We start from the raw sequence: 15,639 nt of genomic DNA on the forward strand, positions 1-15,639 counted from the left end.
GTCCGGCCGCGGCGTCAGGTCCGCAGCCAGACCGCCGTGTCCTGCCCGAGCAGCCCGTCCGCATCCAGGGCGGAGCTGCTCAGCAGGAGGCTCGTGTGGGCCGGCAGCGGGACCGGCTCCGGGGACAGGTTGGCCACGCAGACCAGCCCGTCGGGGCGGCTGAAGGCGAGCACCCCGGGCGGCGCGGGCAGCCACTGAAGCGATCCGCCGCCGAAGCCGGCCGCGGCGCGGCGCAGGCCCAGGGCCGTCCGGTAGAGGGTGAGCATCGAGGCCGGGTCCCCGTCCTGCCGGTCCGCGGCGTACTGCGGCCAGCTCGCCGGCTGGGGCAGCCAGGGCTCGTTCCAGGGCTCGGCGGTCCACGGCAGTGGGACCCTGCAACCGTCCCGTCCGGGATCGGTGCCGCCCGACCGGAAGTGCATGGGGTCCTGGATCCGGCCGAGCGGGATGTCGGCCTCCGGAAGCCCCAGTTCCTCGCCCTGGTACACGTAGACGGCGCCGGGCAGGGCGAGGGTCAGCAGCGCGGCGGCGCGGGCCCGCCGGGTGCCCAGGGCCAGGTCGGCGGGGGTCCCGAAGGCCTTGGTGGCGAAGTCGAAACCGGTGTCGGCGCGCCCGTAGCGGGTGACCGTACGGGTCACGTCGTGGTTGCACAGCACCCAGGTGGCCGGGGCTCCCACGGGGGCGTGCTCGGCGAGTGTCTCCTCGATGGAGGTGCGCAGCCGGCCGGCGTCCCACGGGCAGCTGAGGAAGGAGAAGTTGAAGGCGGTGTGCAGTTCGTCGGGGCGCAGGTAGCGGGCGAAGCGCTCGGAGTCCGGCAGCCAGACCTCGCCGACGAAGATGGCCCCGTACTCGTCGGCGATGGCCCGCCACGAGCGGTAGATGGTGTGCAGGTCGTCGCGGTCGATGTACGGGTGCACCTCTCCGGGCCACGGCTCGGGTGAGCGGCCGGCCAGGTCGGGCAGGGCCGGGTCCTTGGCGAGCAGGGCCGCGGAGTCGATCCGTACGCCGGACACTCCGCGCTCGAACCAGAACCGCAGGACTTCCTCGTGTTCCCGGCGGACGGCGGGATGGTCCCAGTTGAGGTCGGGCTGCTCGGGGGTGAAGAGGTGCAGGTACCACTCCCCGTCCGGTACCCGCGTCCAGGTGGCCGCTCCGTTGAACTGCGAGGGCCAGTCCCCCGGCGGCAGTTCGCCGTTCTCGCCGCGGCCGGGGCGGAAGTGGAAGAGCTCCCGCTCGGGACTGCCGGGGCCGGCGTCGAGGGCTGCCTTGAACCAGGCGTGCTGGTCGGACACGTGGTTCGGGACGATGTCGACAATGGTGCGGATGCCCAGCTCACGGGCTTCCGCGATGAGCTTCTCGGCTTCGGCGAGGGTGCCGAAGGCGGGGTCGATGGTGCGGTAGTCGGCGACGTCGTAGCCGCCGTCGGCGAGCGGGGAGAGGTACCAGGGGGTGAACCAGAGGGCATCGACGCCCAGTTCGGCGAGGTAGGGGAGACGGGCCCGGACGCCCACCAGGTCACCGGTGCCGTCCCCGTCGCCGTCGGCGAAGCTCCGTACGTACACCTGGTAGATGGCGGCCGAGCGCCACCAGTCGGCGGCGTTTTCGGGCAGGGGAAAGTCAGCCACGGAGGGGTCCTTTCACAGCGTTCTTTTCACAGGGGGCGGCCGGGCACGGCGGCGGTGCGGGGTGGTGCTCACCCCTTGAGGGAGCCTGCCGTCAGGCCGCTCATGATGTTGCGCTGGAAGATCAGGAAGATGATGAGCGTGGGCGCCGAGGCCATCGCGAGCGCGGCGACGAGATGGTTCTCGGGCACTCCCCTGGCGAGTGAGTAGATGCCGACGTTGAGCGTCTGCAGGGCCGGGTCGGGGAGGGTGAGCATGGGCCAGAGGAAGTCTTTCCACACTCCGACGATGGCGAAGATCGACACGACGCCGAGGACGGGCCGGGACATCGGCAGGACCACGGAGCGCAGGATGCGCAGGGCGGAGGCTCCGTCGATGGCGGCGGCATCGAGGATCTCGCCGGGGATGGAGTCGAAGAATCGTTTCAGAAGGAAGATGTTGAAGGCGTTCGTGACCGAGGGCAGCCAGATCACCCAGGGTGTGTTGAGCAGGTTCCGCTCGATGAGCGGCATGTCCAGGACCGTGAGGTACTGCGGTACGACGAGGACGGTGGCCGGGATCATCAGGGTCGCCAGCATCATGCCGAGGACGGCCTTGCCGAAGACCGGGCGGAGCTTGGACAGCGAGTAGGCGGCGGCCACGTCGAGGACGAGCTGGAAGGCGAGGGCGCCGAAGGCGTAGTAGAGGGTGTTGAACAGCAGCTTGGCGAGGTCCATGACCTTCCAGGCCGCCGAGTAGTTCTCGGCGTGCAGGGAGTCCGGCACCACGGTCGGCGGGACCTGGGTGAACTCCGCGGTGCTCTTGAGCCCGTTGGCGACCATCCAGTAGAGGGGCCCGAGGAAGACGACCGTGAAGCCGATCACGACCACGGCCAGGACGGTCCAGTAGGCGATCTTGCCCCGGGTGCGGCCGAGTTGGGCCGGCGATATGAGCGTGCGCTCCGACATGTGAGGTGCTCCCGTCAGTTCTCGTTGTCGCGGCTCAGCCGGACGTACACGGCGGAGAAGCCGGCGAGCAGGACGAGCAGGCACAGGCCCAGGGCCGCGGCGCCGCCGTACTGGTTGAAACTGAAGGCGTACTGGTAGATGAGGACGACGACGGTGGTGGTCGATCCTTCGGGACCGGCGCCGCCCGTGAGCATGAACGGTTCGACGAACACCTGCATCGTCGCGATGACCTGCATGAGCAGCATCAGCGAGAGGATGAGCTTGGTCTGCGGGATCGTGACGTGCCAGATCTTGCGCAGCACCCCGGCTCCGTCGAGCTCCGCCGCTTCGTAGAGCTCTCCGGGAATGCCCTGGAGGGCCGCCAGATAGATCAGGGTCGCGCCGCCCATGTTCATCCACGTGGAAGCGATGACCACGGAGAGCATCGCGGTATCGGTGGATTGCAGCCAGTCTTGCGCCGGCAGGTGCAGGAATTCCAGAATCCTGTTGAAGACCCCGTAACCGGGGTCGTAGAAGTACTTGAAGAGCAGGATCGAGGCCACCGGCGGCATCATCACCGGGAGGTAGACCAGCAGGCGCAAGTAACCCTGCGCGTGCCGGAATTCGTTGAGCACGACCGAGACCACGAACGGGACGGCGAAGCCGAGGACCAGCGCGAGGCCGCTGAAGAGCAGGGTGTTGCGCCAGGCCTGCCAGAACGCCGGGTCGTTGAAGACGTAGCGGAAATTGTCCCAGCCGACCCAGTGGACGGCTCCGCCCTCGGTCTTCTGGAAGGCCAGCAGGAACTCCCGGACCATCGGGTACCAGGAGAAGAAGGAGAAGCAGAGGACGGCGCCGATCAGAAAGCCGTGGGCCGATAGGTTCCGCTTGAACGCCCGGGAGAACTCCTCGCGAGAGGTACCGGACAGGGTGGGAGCCGACATCGCCGCTCGCTCCTTGGTGGGTCGTCGCCATCGGTTTGCGGGGTACGGGACCTGCGGGCGGGTCCGGGCCGGGGAGGCCGCCCGGACCCGCGCCCTGGGACCGCTACTGGTTGGCCAGCACCTGGTTGACGGCCTTCTCGGCCTCCGCGAGGAGCTGCGCCGGGTCGGCGTCCTTGTTGGTCAGGACCCCCGACATCACCTTGTCGAGGACCTTGTAGACCTCCTGGGCCTTCGCCGGCTCGGCCTTGCCGGCCACCGGGTTGTCCAGGAAGGACTTGAAGTTGGCGACCGGCATGGTGGCGCTGGCGGCCTTCAGCTCGTCGTCCTTGGCCTTGCTGGCGCCGGTGAAGAAGGCGGGCTGCGGAAGCCCGACCGGCAGGCCGTCGGTCTTGGAACGGTCGTACTGGAACTGCCCCTTGCCGACCGCGAGCGTCTTGAAGTTCAGCCAGGCGATCGCGGCCTTGACCTTGTCCGGCGAGCTGCCCTTCTTGATCATGTAGCCGTTGCCGCCGGCCAGCGTCGCGGCGCCGCCGGGGATGGGGCCCATGCCGAAGTTCTCGTACTTGCCCGCGAGCTGCTGGACCATGTAGGTGATGTCGTCGGGCGCGGCGAGGAACATGCCGAGCTTGTCCGAGGCCATCTGCTTCTGCAGGTCGCCCCACTTGAGCAGCTGGGTCTTGCCCATGCTGTCGTCCTCCCAGCGCATGGCGCGGAGGTTGTCCACGACCTGCTTGCCTGTCGCGTTGTTGAAGGCCGCCTTGCCGTCGGCTCCGACGACGTCGCCGCCCAGGCCGTACATGGCGGCCGTGAAGTGCCAGCCGCCGGTGTTCTCGACGCTGTACTCGCCGTAGCCGGCGGTGCCGTTTCCGAGGCCCGCGATCTTCTTGGCGGCCGCGCGGACCTCGTCCCAGGTGCGCGGGGGCTGGTCGGGGTTGAGGCCCGCCTGCTGGAAGAGCTTGCGGTTGATCAGCAGGCCCATCGTGTAGTTGCTGGTGGGCAGCCCGTAGAGCTTGCCGTCCTGCTTGAGGGTGTTGACGACGTTCTTGTCGATGTCGTCGATGCCCGGAACCGTCTTGGCCGTGACGTAGGCCGAGATGTCCTCGGCGCCGTCGTTGTCCAGGACCTGCTTGAGATCGGTGAAGTAGGCGTAGAAGACGTCCGGCTGCGACTTGGCCTTGAGCATCGCCGTGAACCGCGGGGGCTCCAGGCACTGGCCGGGGGTGGAGCGGCCGTCGATCGTGACGTTCGGGTAGGTCTTGTTGAACTCCGCCACGTCCTCCTTCCACTGCTTGAGCTCGGCGGCCTTCGCCGCCGGCGGCATGCAGTCGATGGAGATGGTGACCTTGGCCTTCGGGTCGAGCGGCGCGGAGGCGTCCGTGGAACCGCCGGACGGCTGGTTCTTGGTGTCGTCCCCGCTGCTGCTCGTACCGCAGGCCGCGAGGGCGGTGACGGCGAGCGCCGAGACGAGGGCGGTCGCGGTGGTGCGGCGGATGTTGGTTCTCATCGGTGGTCCCCTTCGAGCATCGAGCAGGAGGCGTGGGGCGTGTATGGAGGCGAGCGCGGCACACTCAACCACCACCGACAGATGAACGCAATATCTCGCGCAGATTTCGCAAGAGATTGGCAGCAGAGCGCCGGGTGGCACGGAGGGTGAACGCAAAACAGGGCCCCGAAACGTCAGCGGGACGTTTCGGGGCCCTGTGGCCGGGGGCTCAACTCGGTGGAGCCCGGCGGGGCGTTACTCCGGACGGGGGCGCGGCACCTGCGCGGTGGAGCCCCGCACGACGAGCTCGGGCTCGAAGAGCAGCTCTCCGGGCTGTACGGCGGCCCCCTGGATCTGTGCGGTGAGCAGCTCCACGGCCGCCCGGCCCATGGCCTCGATGGGCTGCCGGACGGTGGTCAGCGGGGGTTCGGTGCAGTTCATGAAGGCCGAGTCGTCGTACCCGACGACGGAGACCTCGCGGGGCACGTCCAGCCCGCGGCGGCGGGCCGCACGGATGGCCCCCAGGGCCAGGGGGTCGCTCGCGCAGATGATGCCGGTCACCCCGCGGTCCAGCAGCCTCGACGTGGCCGCGTGGCCGCCCTCCAGGGAGAACAGCGCCCGCTCCACGTGGGCGGCGGGCAGCTCGGTGCCGGCCGCCGCGGCGACCGCCTGGGCGGCAACCAGCTTGCGCAGGGAGGGGATGTGGTCGGGCGGGCCCAGCACCAGCCCGATGCGCTCGTGACCGAGGGAGGCCAGGTGGCGCCAGGCCTGTTCGACCGCGACGGCGTCGTCGCAGGAGACGCACGGGAAGCCGAGGTCCTCTATCGAGGCGTTGATCAGCACCACCGGGACCTTGCGGTCGTGGAGCAGCCGGTAGTGCTCGTGCGGGGCGTCGGCCTGCGCGAAGAGCCCGCCGGCGAAGACGACGCCGGACACCTGCTGCTGGAGCAGGAGCTCGACGTAGTCGGCCTCGGAGACCCCGCCCGTGGTCTGCGTGCAGAGCACCGGGGTCAGCCCCTGCTGGGCCAGTGCGCCGCCGATCACCTCGGCGAAGGCCGGGAAGATCGGGTTCTGGAGTTCCGGCAGGACCAGGCCGACCAGCCGGGCGCGTTCGCCGCGCAGCTGGGTGGGGCGCTCGTAGCCGAGGACGTCCAGGGCCGTGAGCACGGACTGGCGGGTTGCGTCCGAGACGCCCGGCTTGCCGTTGAGCACCCGGCTGACCGTTGCCTCGCTGACCCCCACCTTCTTCGCCACTTGAGCAAGTCGTCGCGTCATGAACGCAAGAGTAGCGCAAACACTGCAAGTTCCTTGCAGTTCGATTACGGCCAGTTTGGCCCATCGGAAACCGGCGCGGAACCCCCCGCGCCCCACCGGCCCCGGCGATCTCCCGGCGGCGAGCGGCGGGGCACCCCGAAGGGATGCCCCGCCGCCCTCGTTCCCCGGTGCGGGCCGCCCGCTAGGGCAGCTGGTTGATCTTGAACGTCGAGGTCGTGTTCCGCACGTCCACGGCGTTGTCGCTCATCCTCAGGTTCTGGATGGTCACCTCACCCACCGCCGGACCCTGTCCCGCCTCGGGCATCTCGTTCGCCCAGAGACCGAACCCGGACTTGGCGTCGAAGGCGTCACCGCTCTTCTTCGCCCCCGTGATGGTGATGTCCTTCAGAATGGTGTCCTTGATGGGATTGACCGGCTGGCCGCCGACGTACTGCGTCTGGAACATGATTCCGCTGTAGGTCGGATCCACGATGTCCACGTTGTTGATGCGGATTCCCTGGAACACCTTGGACGCCGAGAAGATCCAGATTCCGGGGAAGGTCTGCGCCCCCCAGAAATGGCCTCCGGCCCGGACGATCGAGATGTTCTCGAAGAGCGTCGGGTCGGTCCCGAATCCGTTCATCGGATACCCGAAGTCCAGCGAGCTGATGGTGATGCCCGAGTAGACGAGGATGTCGGCGATGTAGATGTTGCGGAAGGTGTTGTCGAAGCCGCCGTAGACGGCGACACCGGCCGCACGCCAGGTGAGGATCGCGCTCAGGTTCTCGTAGACGTTGTTCTTCATGTCCGCGCCGCCCGCGTCGATCGCGGAGAACAGCGCGAAGCTGTCGTCACCCGTGGACCGCGCCTCGATGTTGGTCACGAGGTTGTCCGTGCTGCCGTTGGTCATGTTGATGCCGTCGGCGAAGGTGTCGCGGATCCGCGAGTTCTTGATCGTGATCCGGTCGGTGTTGGCGCCCCAGTAGAGGCACACCTGGTGTTCGTTCCAGATGTTGTCGATGGTCATGTCGCTCACGTTGGCGAAGTCGAAGACCTTGCCCGGACCGTCGATGCGCGAGGTGTAGTTGCCGAAGTAGGCGAAGCCCGTGAAGGACGAGCCCTTCGCGGTGCCCTCCGCGCGCCAGCCGTTGTCGGTGTTGTCCTGCGAGGACGGGGCGTGGAAGCGGGTGAACCACGGTCCGGCCCCGACGACCTGCACGGCCTTGCCGTACACCTGGAACTTGCTGGCCGTGTCGTAGTCGCCCGGCGGCAGGTAGACGCCCACGAGCTTGCCCGTGGTGTCCATGCGGACCTTGTCCAGGGCGTTCTGCACGTCCTGGTGGGTGAAACCGGTGGGCACCGTGTAGGTGGCCGGGTCGGGGTTGGGGATCACCGTGGCCTGTTCCAGGCTCACGAAGTCGATCGCGTAGGTGGTGGTGTTCGCCGCGTCCTTCTGGAGGCGGATCTTGCTGCCCGCCGGGACGGTCTCGCCGAGCAGGATGTTGGCCTCGTCGTAGATGTGCCGCGGGGCTCCGGCGCTCGGGGCGTTGCCCGGGCCGGCCTCGGCCCCGTAGAGCCAGGCGTACTTCGAGGTCAGCGGCAGGGCCTTCTTGAGGACGCCGTTGACGTAGACGTTGACGGTGGAGTCGATGCCGCCGCCGCCCGGGGCGTCCGGGATGGAGAAGCGGGTGACCAGGGTGTTGGTCGCGGCCCGGGTGGTGAACTCGACGTACTCGCCGGTCGCGTCCAGGTTCACGGCCTTGCGGCCCGAGGCCTCGCCGGCGATGTCACCGACGGTCCGGTTGGGGCCGACGACGCCCGCTCCGCCGCCGACCACGCCGTCCTCGGCCTCGTAGGTGTCGAAGGGCATGTTCGCCCCGCGGCCGACGAAGAAGGGCTTGGTGGAGGTGTTGTTGGCGCGCTTGACCGGCAGTTCGTTGGCGTCGTCGGCGAGGACCACCTTGACGGTGTACTTGCCGTTGGCCGCCGTCCAGTTGCCGAGGGCGATCGGCGCCGAGGAGGCACCGGCCGCGAGCGCTCCGCTGAAGGATCCGGTCAGCGTACGGACGGTGGCGCCGCCCGCGTCCTGCAGGGTGAGGGTGACGTTGTGGGCGCCCGCGGCGGCGGCCACGGTGCCCTGGTTCTTGACCGTGACGGAGAATCCCACGGACTGGCCGGCGGACGGGGCGCTGGGCGACCAGGCGACGGACGAGGCCACCAGGTCCGAGCTGTCGACCGGGCGGACCACCAGCGGGGAGCCGGTGAGGCTGTTGTTGGTCTCGTTCTGCTCGATGACCGTGTTCGCCTCGTCGACGACCGCGCTCAGCGGGTAGGTGCCGGCGTCGCGCGGACCGATCCCGGCAGTGACCTCGGCCGAGGCGCCCGCGGCCAGCGCGGGCACGCTGGCGGAGGCGATCTTCGAGCCGCCGAGCCGGAAGGAGACGGAGGTCGACGCCGCCGGGGCCGGGCCGCTGTTCTTGACGGTGGCGGACAGAGTGACGGAGTCCGACTCGACCGGGGTGGCCGGGGCGGCGCTCACCGCGGTGACCTGGAGGTCCGGGTTGGGCGCCGCGACGCCGAAGACCTGGAACTCGGCGATCTGGCCGTTGGAGGAGCCGGTGTTGGAGGTGAAGCGCAGCTGCACGTCCGCGACCCGGGCGTTCACCGGGATGGTGACGGTGTTGGAGCCGGAGGCCGGGTTGAAGACGTAGTCCTTGGCGGCCACCAGGCCGGTGACGCCCGAGGCGCTCTGCTCGCGGCCGAGCACCTGGATGTTCTGGGTGCGGGTGCCCCAGCTGCTGTCCGGGTTGAGCTTGAGGACCAGGCGGTCGACGTCGGCGTTCGACCCGAGCTTGACGGTCAGCGTGCTCGGGTAGGCGCCGCCCGCGCCCTCCCAGTAGGTGGAGGTGCTGTTGTCGTTGGCGTTCTCCGCGACGAAGGTGTGGATCACGGAGGAGCCCTCGATGGGCTTGCCGACGGCCAGGTTGGAGCCGCCCGTGCCTCCGCTGCCGTTGCGGGTGACGGAGTTGCTGTCGCCGGAGCGGTTGCCCGCCGCGTCCTTGGCCCGGACGAAGTAGCTCACGGTGGCGGTGGCCGGCTGGGTGTCCGTGTAGGTGGTGAGGTTGCCCGCGACCGTGGTGAGCAGCAGGTTGTTCGCGAAGACCTCGTAGCCGGTGACGCCGACGTTGTCGGTGGAGGCCTGCCAGGCCAGCTTGATCTGGCCGGCGGCCGGCTCGGTGAAGGCCAGGGCCGCCGGGGCGGTCGGGGCCTGGGTGTCGCCGGTGTCGCCGGCGCGGGTGACGCTGTTGCTGTTCGCCGACTGGTTGCCGGCCGCGTCCTTGGCCCGGACGTAGTAGGTCACGCTCGCGGAGGCGGGCTGGGTGTCGGTGTAGGTCGTGACGTTGCCCGCGACGCTGGTGCGCAGCTGGTTGTTGGCGTACACCTCGTACCCGGTGACGCCCGTGTTGTCGGTGGCGGCGTTCCAGGTGAGCTTGATCTGGCCGGTCGCGGGCTCGGTGTAAGCGAGGGCGGTCGGGGCCGTCGGGGCCTGGGTGTCACCGGTCGTCGGGCCGTAGATCTCCAGCTCGGAGAGCTGCCCGCCGGGCTGTACGGAGTTGGCCGATATCCACACCCGCACGTAGCGGGTGGTGGTGGCGTCGAAGGTGATGGTCACCGCGTTGGCGGCGGCGGCGTTGAACTCGTACGCCTTGGACGCCGTCAGGTCGGTGTAGTCCGTCCCGTTCGCGCTGCCCTGGATCTTGAGGGTCTGGGTGCGGGCACCCCAGTTCTCGGGCAGCTTGAGGACCACGCGGTCCACGCGGACGGAGGAGCCCAGGTCGGCCCGGAGCCACTGGGGCATGGCGTTGTTGACGCTCTCCCAGTAGCTGGCGGAGTTGCCGTCGCCGGCATTGCCCGGCACGTAGACCTGGGTGTTGCTGCTCGCGGTGAAGGTCTTGCCGAGGGCCAGGTTGGTCCCGGAGTCACCGGGGGCGCGGACCTCCAGCTCGGAGAGCTGGGCGGCCTGCCAGCCGGTGTTGGCGGTGATGTCGATCCGCACGTACCGGGCCTGGGTGGCCGGGAAGCCGATGGTGACCACGTTCCCGGCGCCCTGGCCGAAGGTGTACGTCGCCGAGCTCACCAGGGTGCTGAAGCTGGTGCCGTCGGCGCTGCCCTGGACGGACAGGGTCTGGTTGCGGCTCTCCCAGGAGGCGGGGAGCTTGAGCACCACCTGGTCGACGCGGGTGGTGGCTCCGAGGTCGGTCTGCACCCATTGCGGGAAGGTGCTGCCGGCGCTCTCCCAGTACGAGGACTGGTTGCCGTCGGTGACGTTGCCGGCCGCGTAGGCGCCGTTGGTGCTGCTCGCCGTGGCGGGCCTGCCCGCCGAGACGCTCGGTCCGCCGGCGGCCGCGGCGGTCAGAGCGGGCCAGCCCAGCATCAGCAGGGCCGTGCTGATCAAGGCGGCCAGGGTCCGCCATCTCCAGTTGTGCCTTCTCATATGTCCTCGTCCCTCGACATGAACTTTCTGAACCACAAGAGCGACAAATTTGCAGTGCGCGGTGCGAGAGTTGCAGAGCTTTGGCGAGTCGTCTACATCTCTGACCGCACTTTCATGCCTTCATCGCTTGCGCAAGCTGGGCGCAAATAACGCAAGCCATTTGCGTGAGGGGGAGAAATTCCGCTTACGCCCGAACCGCTCTACCGTTCGTACTCATGCGGTCCCTGCGGTTCCTCCACATGAGCGCTCGGCGCCTCGGGCTCCCCCGACGGGCCGCCTCCCAGATCCTGCTGACCCAGCTCGCCATCGCCGCCGGGGTCCTCGCCCTGGCCACCGGCCTCTTCCTGGCCCCGCTGAGCGCACAGCTCGACGACCAGGCCATGCGGCGCGCCCTGACCATCGCCCAGAGCGCCGCCGCCGACCCCGCCCTGGCCACCGGCCTCCTCGGCTCGCCCCCCTCGCCGGACAGCCCGGTACAGGCCTCGGCCGAGCGGATCCGCTCGGCCACGGGCGCCGAGTACGTGGTGGTCCTGGACCTGTACGGGATCCGCCGCTCGCACCCGAGCCCCGACCGCATCGGCCGGCACGTCTCCACCGACCCCGGTGACGTCCTGGCCGGCCGCGAGGTCATGGAGATCGACGAGGGCACCTTGGGCCGCTCCGCGCGCGGCAAGGTGCCCCTGCTCGCCGCCGACGGCGAGATCGTCGGCGCCGTCTCGGTCGGCATCGCCTACGACAGCGTCCAGGGCCGCCTGCTGGGCGCCATCCCGGGCCTTCTCGCTTACGCGGGCGGCGCCCTGGCCGCGGGCGCCCTCGCCGCCTACCTGCTCTCGCGCAGGATCCACCGACAGACCCGCGACCTGGCCTTCTCCGATATCGCGGGCCTGCTCGCCGAGCGCGAGGCGATGCTGCACTCCATCCGCGAAGGCGTGATCGCCCTCGACCGGGCCGGCCGGGTCCGGCTGGTCAACGACGAGGCGGCCCGGCTACTGGGCCTCGCCCCCGAGGCCGCCGACGCCGTCGCGGGGCGCGCGCTGGACGAGGTGCTCGGCGCGGGCCGCACCACCGACGTCCTCACCGGCCGGGTCACCGGCCGCGACCTGCTCACGGTCCAGGGCAGCCGGGTCCTGGTCGCCAACCGGATGCCCACCGAGGACGGCGGAGCAGTGGCCACCCTGCGCGACCGCACCGAACTGGAGCACCTGGGCCGCGAGCTCGACTCCACCAAGGGCCTGATCGACGCCCTGCGCGCCCAGGACCACGAGCACGCCAACCGGCTCCACACCCTCCTGGGCCTGCTGGAACTGGGCCTGTACGAGGAGGCCGCGGAGTTCGTCACGGAGGTGGTCGGCGTGCACCGCAGCACCGCCGAACAGGTCACCGAGAAGGTGCACGACCCGCTGCTGGCCGCTCTGCTGATGGGCAAGGCCACGGTCGCCGCGGAGCGCGGGGTCCCCCTGCGGCTGGCCGATTCCGCCCTGCTGCCCGACCGACTCGTCGACCCGGGCGGTCTGGTCACCATCCTCGGCAACCTCGTCGACAACGCGCTGGATGCCGCGGTCGGCTCGCCCGCACCGCTGGTCGAGGTCGACATCCGTGCGGACGGCCGCACGGCGGTCCTGCTGGTCCGCGACAGCGGCCCCGGCGTCCCGGTGGCGCGCCGCGAGGAGATCTTCACCGAGGGCTGGTCGACCAAACAGCCCCCGGCCGGCGCCCACCGCGGACGCGGGCTCGGTCTCGCCCTGGTGCGGCGCCTGGCCGAACGGCAGGGCGGCACCGTCCGGGCCGGCGAGGCAGCGGACGGAGGGACGGAATTCTCCGTCGTGCTCCCGGAGGCCCTGCGATGAACGATTCCGACGTGTTCAGCGCATCCGGCTCACCTGCCGGATCGGGCGGATCCGGCATCTTCGGTGCTTTTGACGTACTGGTCGTCGACGACGACATGCGTGTTGCCCGGATCAACGCGGCCTACGTGGCCAAGGTTCCCGGCTTCCGCGTGTCGGCCCAGGCCCATTCGGCGGCGGAGGCACTGGCCTTCCTCGACTCACGCCCGGTGGACCTCATCCTCCTCGACCACTACCTCCCCGACGAGAACGGCCTCGACCTGGTCCGGCGCCTGCGCGAGCGCGGCCACCACACCGACGTGATCATGGTGACGGCCGCCCGCGACCTGGCCACCGTGCAGGCCGCGATGCGCCTCGGCGCCCTCCAGTACCTGGTCAAGCCGTTCACCTTCGCGGGTCTGCGCACCCGCCTGGAGGCCTACGGGGCCCTGCGCCGCACCCTGGACACGGGCGGCGAGGCCGAACAGGCGGAGGTGGACCGGATCTTCGGCGCCCTGGCCGCGGCCGGCGCCGACGCCCCGAGCGACCTCCCGAAGGGACACTCCCCCACCACCGCCGACCTGGTCCGCGGAATCCTGCGCGCGGCCGAAGGCCCGCTCTCCACCCAGCAGATCGCCGACCGCGCGGGCATCAGCCGCCAGACCGCCCAGCGCTACCTCAAACTCCTCGACCGCACCGGCCGCGTCACCCTCGCCCTGCGCTACGGCGAAACGGGCCGCCCGGAACACCGGTACGCCTGGCGCCCGCCCACCACGGGCTGACACCGGCCGGCCGGTCCCGCTCCCCCGCCATGTCGGCCCTACACCGCCCCGGCCCCGGTCAGCGCGCGGACCTCGGTCTCGGCGTGCCGCCGCTCGTCCGGCTCCTCCGCCGAGGTCACGGTGCCCAGCCAGCCCGCCAGGAAGCCCAGCGGGATGGACACGAGGCCGGGGTTCTGGAGCGGGAAGAGCTGGAAGTCCACACCAGGGAAAAGGGATTCGGGGCTGCCGGAGACCACCGGGGACAGGGCCACCAGCAGCACGGCCGGGAGCAGCCCCCCGTACACCGACCAGACGGCGCCCCGCGTGGTGAACCCGCGCCAGAACAGCGAGTACAGGAGCACCGGCAGGTTCGCCGAGGCCGCCACGGCGAAGGCCAGACCCACCAGGAAGGCCACGTTCAGGTCCTGGGCCAGCAGCCCCAGCGCGATCGCCACCGCCCCGATCCCGACCGCCGCCATCCTGGCCACCGTCACCTCGCTGCGCTGCTTGGCGTGGCGGCGCTTGAGCGAGGCGTACAGGTCGTGCGCGACGGACGCCGACGAGGCGAGGGTGATCCCCGCGACCACCGCGAGGATGGTCGCGAAGGCGATGGCCGCCACGAAGGCGAACAGCACCGCGCCGCCGGTCGAGTCGGCCCCGCCGCCCAGGAAGGCCGCGAGCAGCGGAACCGCCGTGTTCCCCGAGGCGTTGGAGGCCCTGACCTGCTCCGGCCCGAGCAGCGCCGCAGCACCGAAGCCCAGCACGATGGTCATCAGGTAGAAGCCGCCGATCAGCCCGATCGCCCACACCACCGACCGGCGGGCCGCCCGCGCCGTGGGCACGGTGTAGAAGCGCGACAGGATGTGCGGCAGCCCGGCCGTGCCCAGGACCAGCGCGAGCCCGAGGCTCATGAAGTCGAAGCGGGCCGTCCAGTCCCCGCCGTACTTGAGCCCGGGGCCCAGGAACCGGTCACCGTACCCGCTGCGCTCTGCGGCGCTGCTGAGCAGCTGGTCGAAGTTCCCGTGGAAGCGCAGCAGCACGAGCACGGTCAGGGTGATCGCCCCGCCCATCAGCAGCACGGCCTTGACGATCTGGATCCAGGTGGTGGCCCGCATCCCGCCGAAGGACACGTAGATCACCATGAGGGCGCCGACCCCGATGACGGTCAACGTCCGTGCGGTCCGGCCCGAGTCGGCGAGCAGCAGGCCCACGAGGCTGCCGGCGCCGACCATCTGCGCGACGAGGTACAGCACGGAGACGACCACCGACGAGGTCCCGGCGGCGATCCGCACCGGCCGCTCGCTCATCCGCGCGGCGACCACGTCGGCGAGGGTGAACCGGCCGCAGTTGCGGACGAGTTCGGCGACGAGGAACAGGACGACCAGCCAGGCGACGAGGAAGCCCACCGAGTACAGCAGGCCGTCGTAGCCGAAGAGGGCGATGAGGCCGGAGATGCCCAGGAAGGAGGCGGCGGACATGTAGTCACCGGCGATGGCGAAACCGTTCTCCATCGGCGAGAACAGTCGCCCGCCCGCGTAGAACTCCTCTGCCGAACCGTGCCTGTTGCGGCTCACCCAGGTGGTGATGCCCAGGGTGACGGCGATGAAGACGCTGAACAGGAGCAGCGCCAGGGTCTGGTGCTCGGTGGTCACCGGCCCGCCCCCCGGGTCCGGGTGCGCTCCCCGGCATCCGCCCGGCGGACCTGCTCCTGCTCGAAGACCGTCCAGCGAAGGTCCAGGGCCGCGCGGTCCCGCCGCAGCCGGGCGTGCCGGGCGTAGGCCCAGGTCAGCAGGAAGGTGCTGAGGAACTGGCCGAGGCCAGCGAGCAGGGCCACGTTCACGGACCCGAACACCGGCCGGGCCATCATGCCGGGCGCCGTGGTGGCGGCGATCACGTAGGCCACGTACCAGAGGAAGAAGCCGACGGTCGCGGGGACGACGAACCTCCGGTAGCGGCCGCGCACTTCCTGGAAGGCGGCGCTGCGCTGCACTTCGAGGTAGATGTCGGACGCTGCGCGCGCGGGTTCGGCGCCGGGGCCGGAGCTCGGGGGTGACGTTTCCGCTCCGCCGCCCGACGCTCCGCCGGACCCCTCGCCCTCGCCCCAACCGACGGCCAGCGCGTCGTACCAGGGGTCGTCCAGCCGGATCGTTCCGGCATCACGACCTTCGTGCTTGTCCACCGAACTCTCCTTGTCCGCCGCCGCAGTGGCCGCGTGCCCACAAGGATGTGCGGGAGGGAAGGTTTCCGGACTGGTGTCCCGGTGCTCTTCACTCCATCAGGTGATGGAGTGAAGAGCACCGGTGTGCCAGTGCCCCGGAAGTGCCACCGGAGGTC

10 protein-coding genes are annotated in these 15,639 nt (G+C 70.2%); 2 read left to right on the forward strand and 8 right to left on the reverse strand.

Annotation, left to right across the window (positions count from 1 at the left end; genetic code table 11):
* Positions 1–14: 14 nt before the first annotated feature.
* The 6 genes from OG276_RS08865 to OG276_RS08890 all read right to left on the reverse strand — a co-directional run bounded on the left by OG276_RS08865 (position 15) and on the right by OG276_RS08890 (position 10,721).
* Positions 15–1,622 carry an alpha-amylase family glycosyl hydrolase gene (locus OG276_RS08865; RefSeq protein WP_266903923.1) on the reverse strand — a complete coding sequence of 536 codons (1,608 nt, stop codon included), beginning with the start codon at positions 1,620–1,622 and terminating at the stop codon, positions 15–17.
* Between the two features lie 68 nt (positions 1,623–1,690).
* Complete coding sequence (locus OG276_RS08870) at positions 1,691–2,566, reverse strand: carbohydrate ABC transporter permease (RefSeq protein WP_266903924.1); 876 nt, start codon at positions 2,564–2,566, stop codon at positions 1,691–1,693.
* Between the two features lie 14 nt (positions 2,567–2,580).
* Positions 2,581–3,489: a carbohydrate ABC transporter permease gene (locus tag OG276_RS08875; protein ID WP_266903925.1), complete on the reverse strand. Its 909-nt coding sequence runs from the start codon at positions 3,487–3,489 to the stop codon at positions 2,581–2,583.
* A gap of 103 nt (positions 3,490–3,592) precedes the next feature.
* Positions 3,593–4,993 carry an ABC transporter substrate-binding protein gene (locus tag OG276_RS08880; protein WP_266903926.1) on the reverse strand — a complete coding sequence of 467 codons (1,401 nt, stop codon included), beginning with the start codon at positions 4,991–4,993 and terminating at the stop codon, positions 3,593–3,595.
* Between the two features lie 234 nt (positions 4,994–5,227).
* The gene (locus tag OG276_RS08885; protein ID WP_266903927.1) at positions 5,228–6,247 is read right to left on the reverse strand and encodes a LacI family DNA-binding transcriptional regulator; all 1,020 of its coding nucleotides are present in this window, start codon (positions 6,245–6,247) and stop codon (positions 5,228–5,230) included.
* 181 nt (positions 6,248–6,428) lie between these two features.
* Positions 6,429–10,721 carry a discoidin domain-containing protein gene (locus OG276_RS08890; protein WP_266903928.1) on the reverse strand — a complete coding sequence of 1,431 codons (4,293 nt, stop codon included), beginning with the start codon at positions 10,719–10,721 and terminating at the stop codon, positions 6,429–6,431.
* Positions 10,722–10,960: 239 nt separating this feature from the next.
* Here OG276_RS08890 and OG276_RS08895 point away from each other — a divergent pair, with 239 nt between their 5' ends.
* Both OG276_RS08895 and OG276_RS08900 read left to right on the forward strand, forming a co-directional pair.
* Positions 10,961–12,568 carry a sensor histidine kinase gene (locus tag OG276_RS08895; protein ID WP_266903929.1) on the forward strand — a complete coding sequence of 536 codons (1,608 nt, stop codon included), beginning with the start codon at positions 10,961–10,963 and terminating at the stop codon, positions 12,566–12,568.
* Positions 12,565–13,326 carry a response regulator gene (locus OG276_RS08900; RefSeq protein ID WP_266903930.1) on the forward strand — a complete coding sequence of 254 codons (762 nt, stop codon included), beginning with the start codon at positions 12,565–12,567 and terminating at the stop codon, positions 13,324–13,326. Before OG276_RS08895 ends, OG276_RS08900 begins: the two co-directional genes overlap by 4 nt.
* A 38-nt stretch (positions 13,327–13,364) precedes the next feature.
* Here the strand turns inward: OG276_RS08900 and OG276_RS08905 are convergent, their stop codons facing one another.
* Both OG276_RS08905 and OG276_RS08910 read right to left on the reverse strand, forming a co-directional pair.
* Positions 13,365–14,957: a cation acetate symporter gene (locus OG276_RS08905; RefSeq protein ID WP_266903931.1), complete on the reverse strand. Its 1,593-nt coding sequence runs from the start codon at positions 14,955–14,957 to the stop codon at positions 13,365–13,367.
* Complete coding sequence (locus tag OG276_RS08910) at positions 14,954–15,484, reverse strand: DUF485 domain-containing protein (protein WP_266903932.1); 531 nt, start codon at positions 15,482–15,484, stop codon at positions 14,954–14,956. Before OG276_RS08910 ends, OG276_RS08905 begins: the two co-directional genes overlap by 4 nt.
* Between the last annotated feature and the right edge of the window lie 155 nt (positions 15,485–15,639).

The organism is Streptomyces sp. NBC_00086, assembly GCF_026343255.1.
In the GTDB taxonomy this organism is placed as follows: Bacteria; Actinomycetota; Actinomycetes; order Streptomycetales; family Streptomycetaceae; genus Streptomyces.